This is a genomic window from Clostridium sp. ATCC 25772 (genome assembly GCF_001573875.1).
GTDB lineage: Bacteria > Bacillota > Clostridia > Clostridiales > Clostridiaceae > Clostridium_J > Clostridium_J senegalense.
In genome coordinates this window covers 1-6,318 of sequence record NZ_LFRG01000079.1, presented here as the reverse complement: position 1 = coordinate 6,318, position 6,318 = coordinate 1, and the positions used below count along the sequence as shown (strand labels likewise).

Here is a 6,318-nt window from a genome sequence, read left to right as displayed (position 1 = left end):
ATATTTGCACTTATTTTTCTCAACTGATAACAAAAATTTGATGAATAAATTTAAATTCGAGCTTGTTTCCCTATATATAAGGTTTTAAAATTATTCATTTATCAAGTTAAAAAACTTAAATTAATATTTGATTATTAATTAATAATTCTTTATTTTCCCTATACCACTACACAATTTTAATTAAATCTGCTAATTTATAATAATAGTCTTATACAATTATTATTTTTTTATTACTTTTGTTATATTATATTTTATTCTTAAAATTAATTCTATCTCATTAAGTATTGAAGTATTATTTTAATAAGTGCATTTCAATTAAAATAAGGGCACTTTTCAGTGCCCCTTATAATAAATCTATTAAAACCTAAAATCTAGTCTTTTTTTAACTTTAATACACTTTTTAACGTCCTGCAGTGTACACATATTTAAGGTCTGATGCTCCAACTCCAAATGTTGTATTAGATACGTTTTTAACATAATTACGAACATATGTATTCTTAAATCTATAAACCGTTGGGCTTATTACACCATCTTCATGTATTAACAATTTTTCTGCTTCTTTAAATAACTCTGTTCTCTTACCTTGGTCAACTGTTTTACTAATCTCATCTATCATTTCATCATATTTTTCATTTGACCATCCAGTATTAGTTACCCCTGCTGTACTAGCCCACATATCAAAGAATGTCATAGGATCATTATAGTCTCCTGTCCATCCCATAGAAGCCATTTGATAATCTTGAGTTGATTCTCTAGTCTGAAATACTGCCCACTCAGTAAATTCAGATTCAATTTTTATGCCTAATACTTTTTCAAAATTTTGCTGTTCAAAATCAGCAAATTCCTTTGATTTAGCATCTGTACCTGATTGTAAAAACTTTATTGTATGTTTAGATGGGTCTGGATCCATACCTTCTTCTTTTAATCCTTCTATTAATAGTGCTTTTGGATCAGGGTTTTCCTTTGATAATTCTTCAACAGGATTATAGTTAACTTTGCTTCTAAACTCTTCTCCTCCAATTTGAACAGCTGGTGGACACCAAGCCAATGCAGGCTCTGCTAGACCTTTATATAATGTTTCACTCATACCTTCTCTATCTGTTGCAAGTATAAATGCTTTCCTTATTTTTTCATTTTTAAAATATGAATCATCCTGATTAAAAAACATATATGCTGATGATGCATCATATCCCTTTATTACTTCATATTGTCCACTTCCATCAAGTTTACTAACCCACTCTGGTTTTGTAACTCCAGCCATGTCTAGTGAACCGTTATAAAGTTCGTTCATTCTAGCTGTTTCTTCTTTTATAATTTTAAATGTTGCTTTTTCTAATTTAACATTTTCAGCATCCCAATACTGTGGATTCTTTTCTAATTCAACCATATTATTATGAATCCATTGTTTTATAATAAACGGTCCAGAGAATACCATAGTATTTGATTCACTACCATATTTTTCACCACTTTGTTCAACTACATCTTTTCTTTGAGGCTGCATTACTTTAAAATATGTTAAATCTAAAAAATATGGTGTTGGATTCTCTAAAGTAAATTCTATAGTCTTGTCATCTATAACTTTAACTCCAACATCTTCAACTTTTGCTTTTCCTGCATTATATTCAGAAGCATTTTTTATTGGGAATAATAAGAAAGCATATGGTGATCCAATTTCTAAATTTAATGTTCTAGTTATTCCATAATAATAATCATTTGCTGTTATTGGTTTTCCATCAGACCATTTCATATCCCTTAACTTAAATGTCCATTTTAATCCATCTTCTGATTGTTCCCAACTTTCAGCTCCTGCAGGTTTAACAACTTCTTTGCCATTTTCATCATTTTCAAGTCTAGTTAATCCCTCACCTACATTAGTTAAAATTACAGAGGAATAAAGATCACTTGATTTAGATTGATCCAACGTTTTAGGTTCAGCAAGAAGTACTGTATTTAAATACTGCTGTTCGTCCATTTTAACTTCTTGTGAATTAGCATTAGTTTCATCTTTTTCAGTGTTGCTTCCACATCCAACTAATATTGATGATGCTAATGAAAGTGTTAGTATAGTTGCAATTAACTTTTTATTTTTCATAGATAACGTCCCCCTTTTTGTCATAAGTTAACTTATATAAATATTTCTTATTTAATAGATTATATTTTTAATCAAATCTAATCAAGTTTTATTTTTATGAATTTTGAAACAATTTTATAATAAAATTTTATTTTTTTAAATTTTAATGTAATTTAATGTATTTTTATTATTGTTTTTTGCATTTTTTGCAATATATTTTAATATAAATGTCATTTTTATACTTTTCTTCCTTAACAATTTCTTAAAATTTATTGTATTTTTTATAGTATTTTTACTTGTTAAAATACAAAATATTCCTCTAAAGTTATATTAATAAAATAAAAAAATAATTTTACATGGAATTCTGCAACAAATATATGTTTTTTGAAGTTAAATAAATTTCAAATTTAACTTCAGATTCATAAAGTGGAACATTGTCATATTTTCATGAATATACTACGAATATAGCTTTTAATTGGAGGAATATAATGCATATACTATCTTCACTACTATTTTCTATTTCAGCAAATATAGATAATTTTGCTGTAGGAATAGCTTATGGAATTAAAAAAATTAAAATTAATATATTAAGTAATCTTTTAATAGCTATAATATCAGCTTTAGGGACTTTTCTTTCTATGTCTTTAGGTAAAGCTATAATTCATTTCATTTCAGCTAAGACAGCAAATATACTTGGAAGTGCTATATTAATATTATTAGGATTATGGTTTATATTAGAATTTTTTATAAAATCCTACTTTCAAAAGAAAAAGAAAAAAAATAAATTAGATAATATGATTGGTGAGTACAAAAACATTTTAGACAATCCTGAATTAATCGATAGTGATAATTCTTCATGTATAGATGCTAAAGAATCAATATTACTTGCATTCGCTCTTACCATAAACAACTTAGGCGTTGGAATTGGGGCAAGTATAACAGGTCTTAATATATTTTTAACTACTATTTTTACATTTATATTTAGCTTATTATTTATTACTTTAGGATATTTAATTGGTACTAGTTATCTCTCTAAATTATTTGGAAAGTATGCTTCACTTATATCTGGAGCAATAATTATATTTTTAGGTTGCTATGAATTATTTATTTAAAAATATATATTTTTTTCTTGAAAGAAAACAAAAAAACTAATGTAGAAGCACAAGACAATCTTTTATTCGATATATTAATTTTAGTAATGTAACTCACTATATATTAATAAAAATAGGACTTTAAAAAAGTAAACTTTTAAAGTCCTATTTTTATACATTCATTAAAATTTTCAGTTCTTTATCATAAATTTTTTAAGTTACTTATTCTTTCCTATATTAAATTCATTATTTCTATTAATATCTTTAGCCCTATTAATTAATTTATTGTATAAATATATGTCCCTATCACTAAAATACTTTGCATTAAGTTTATCTATTTCAAACCATGCTACAGCACTATTTTCATCATCTTTTACTTTTAATCTTTCCTCTTCACTTACAATAAGAATATATGCTACAGATAGATGTACATGTGTATTAACATATTTCCCATTCTTTATATGTCCATCTACTGGTAAAACATCCAATGATACAATTTCACTTCCAAGTTGCTTTACATTATTAACTCCAGTTTCTTCTTTTGCCTCCTTTATAGCAACATGTAGAAAATCTTTATCTCCATCTACATGCCCTCCTGTCCAGGACCATGTTTTTCTTATATTATGGTGTATCATCAACATCTTGTTTAGATTCTCATTTAATATAAAACCTGAACTTGTAATATGTGCAAACTCATTTTCTCTAACTAAAATATTATGTGAGAATTTTTCTATGTACTGAAGAATTATCTTCTTATCTTGAATCTCTTGTTCATTATTAGGTGTAAATTTTTCAATTTGTTTTTTAAAATTCATTTTCTATCCCCCTATACTCTTATATTATTATAATTATAATTATAACATCTTTTACAAGTAGCTTTTACTTTTCTGAAATTCATAAATAAAGACATGTTATTCTAAATTTATTTTTAAAGCTATTTGTTTTTAAACGTTTATAACACAAAAGACCGATAGTTTTATGATTAATCATATAAATTAACTATCAGTCTTATTTGTAGAGCTTTTTATACCTCTGTAAATTCCATATTCTCAATATTTATGGCACACCTAACAGGATTTGATAAATTTAACTTCATTCAAAGCAGATATACTCCTAAAAATTACTGTTTAAGTCATTTTATCATATAATATCTTTAATATATTTAACTCATATTTATATAAATAATTATACAGTGGTTAGGTTAATTATAGAGAAACAAGCTCAAATTTAAATTTATTCAATAACTTTAAAATATTTTTATACAAAAAGTAGTGTTGAATTCTAAGCGATTCAGAGCATGTCTCACTATTTTGGGTATCCAAGTTTTGGAATGGATAACTTTAAGAGTCAACTTTCAACCCCATAGGCGTAAAGTTAAGCCTAAAAATTCCAAAATCATAGTGTTAAAAAGCAATAATGAAAAAATTTAAAACGATAGTCTGTGAAAATTTTAAAGAAACTCTAAATCAATTTTCAATGAATAGCTTATTAAATTTTTTATTATTACATAGTGTAGTAATAAATTAAAAAAATGTTTTATTGGAATAAAGTGGCTTAGCTTTACGCACATGCTTTCAACCCTATAACATTCCCAAGTTTTAATGTGAAATGTATAAACTGTTATATTTTTTTATCTCTTATCTCAACTTCTGTTCCTTCTGGTGCTTTTACTTTAAATAAATAGCCATCTTCAACTTTGTATAGTTCTTTCCCATTTTTAATTTTAAATTTATTATAATTTAATTCTTTTATTCTATTATATTCTTTTTCAACATCATTAACTAAAAAACCCATATGGACTATTCCTTTATTTAATGAACTCCAATCTTTTAATGTATCCCCAGTCTTTTCCGTTTGTAGTTCAATCATAAAGTCTTTTAATTGTAACCAGGAATTAAACTTTCTACTATGAAAATTTTTTGTTTCTTTAATTAATCTAAACCCTAAAATTTCAGTATAAAATTTAAGCGACTCCTCGTACCTATCTGTTTGAATACAAATATGATGTATAATTGACATGTTAATACCACCTTTGTTTATTTAAACTTTCTTTTAATCTCTTATTTTTCTAATAATTATCCACCTATACCCTTTCAAATTTTCTTTTATTATATATTTAATATATTCTAAAAAACAACTTGACAACTACTTAGAATATATATTAGAATAATATTAATTTTAAAAAACAAAATAATTTAATTTTCGAATCAAACTTATGTGGTGTTTTTACGTAAGTTTATTTTTTTGCACATTTTCAATTATACTTAAAATTTTGACAGTTGTAAACATTTTTAACTAGCTGAAATTGTATAAAGTGTGTTATATTAATAATTTGTTTCACTGTTATCTGCTTCTACAGTAATAATTTTATTAGTTAAATTTTATATGTGCCATATATTCTATAGAATGTTCCACCTTAAGTACGTTGTACTCTTGAAAATAATTATCAATATATTTTTTATAAAGTTTATAATCCCTCAAAATACGGTAACTCAAGCCTTGTAGTAATTTTTGTCTTAAAAAAATACAGCCAATTTCTAAGTAATTTTTTACTTAAACAATCAACTGTATTCTCCATAGAGCTTTTCACATCTCTGCAAATGCCCTATTTTCAATATTTATGGTACACCTAACAGGATTTGAACCTGCGACAATTGGATTCGAAGTCCACCGCTCTATCCAGCTGAGCTATAGGTGCTTATTTATTTTATATATATATTTTTCTTGCTTAACAATTATGTATAATTTAATACTTTTAGATTAATATGATAATCAATACACATTACTCTTAAACTTCTATTCATAAAGCTATAATCTAAAATACTAATAAATCTTATAAGTATTTATGTAAACTAATAAGCTTTACATTATTTATTATTTACTATTTTTATAATCGTAAACATATTAAAATACTTTAGTTTATAGTATTAACTTCAAGCTTATGTGTTATTTTTAACCCTTATGTAATTATATAAGGTGACTATATATTGAAATAGGTAAGGTATACGTTTATAAATACAAAAAACAAAAAGATTACCAAACTAAAGTAAAACTTTAACTTAGTAATCTTTTTAAACAATTTGGAGCGGGTGAAGGGAATCGAACCCTCGTAACTAGCTTGGAAGGCTAGCACTCTACCATTGAGTTACACCCGCA

Annotated in this window: 4 protein-coding genes and 2 tRNA genes; 1 reads left to right on the top strand and 5 read right to left on the bottom strand. The window is 25.4% G+C overall.

Features of this window, described 5'->3' with window-relative positions:
* Positions 1-400 precede the first annotated feature (400 nt).
* Entirely contained in the window at positions 401-2,092 is a 1,692-nt protein-coding gene (locus tag AZI32_RS16500; RefSeq protein ID WP_061996992.1) for a peptide ABC transporter substrate-binding protein, read from the bottom strand.
* A 467-nt stretch (positions 2,093-2,559) separates the two neighbouring features.
* Between AZI32_RS16500 and ytaF the strand changes: the two genes are divergently transcribed.
* Positions 2,560-3,183: a sporulation membrane protein YtaF gene (gene ytaF, locus AZI32_RS16495; protein ID WP_061996990.1), complete on the top strand. Its 624-nt coding sequence runs from the start codon at positions 2,560-2,562 to the stop codon at positions 3,181-3,183.
* Between the two features lie 197 nt (positions 3,184-3,380).
* Here ytaF and AZI32_RS16490 read toward each other — a convergent pair whose 3' ends face one another.
* The 4 genes from AZI32_RS16490 to AZI32_RS16475 form a co-directional block, all read right to left on the bottom strand.
* Positions 3,381-3,977 (bottom strand): NUDIX hydrolase, encoded by a 597-nt coding sequence (locus AZI32_RS16490; RefSeq protein WP_061996988.1) that lies wholly within the window; start codon positions 3,975-3,977, stop codon positions 3,381-3,383.
* Positions 3,978-4,782: 805 nt separating this feature from the next.
* Positions 4,783-5,187 carry a VOC family protein gene (locus AZI32_RS16485; RefSeq protein ID WP_061996986.1) on the bottom strand — a complete coding sequence of 135 codons (405 nt, stop codon included), beginning with the start codon at positions 5,185-5,187 and terminating at the stop codon, positions 4,783-4,785.
* A 596-nt stretch (positions 5,188-5,783) separates the two neighbouring features.
* Positions 5,784-5,860 (bottom strand) — tRNA-Arg (locus AZI32_RS16480).
* 383 nt (positions 5,861-6,243) lie between these two features.
* Positions 6,244-6,317, bottom strand: a tRNA-Gly gene (locus tag AZI32_RS16475).
* Between the last annotated feature and the right edge of the window lies 1 nt (position 6,318).

Excerpts from the sequence above, each read along its gene's own strand:
- AZI32_RS16500 (WP_061996992.1), bottom strand. The coding sequence starts at position 2,092 with ATGAAAAATAAAAAGTTAATTGCAACTATACTAACACTTTCATTAGCA.
- ytaF (WP_061996990.1), top strand. The coding sequence starts at position 2,560 with ATGCATATACTATCTTCACTACTATTTTCTATTTCAGCAAATATAGAT.
- AZI32_RS16490 (WP_061996988.1), bottom strand. The coding sequence starts at position 3,977 with ATGAATTTTAAAAAACAAATTGAAAAATTTACACCTAATAATGAACAA.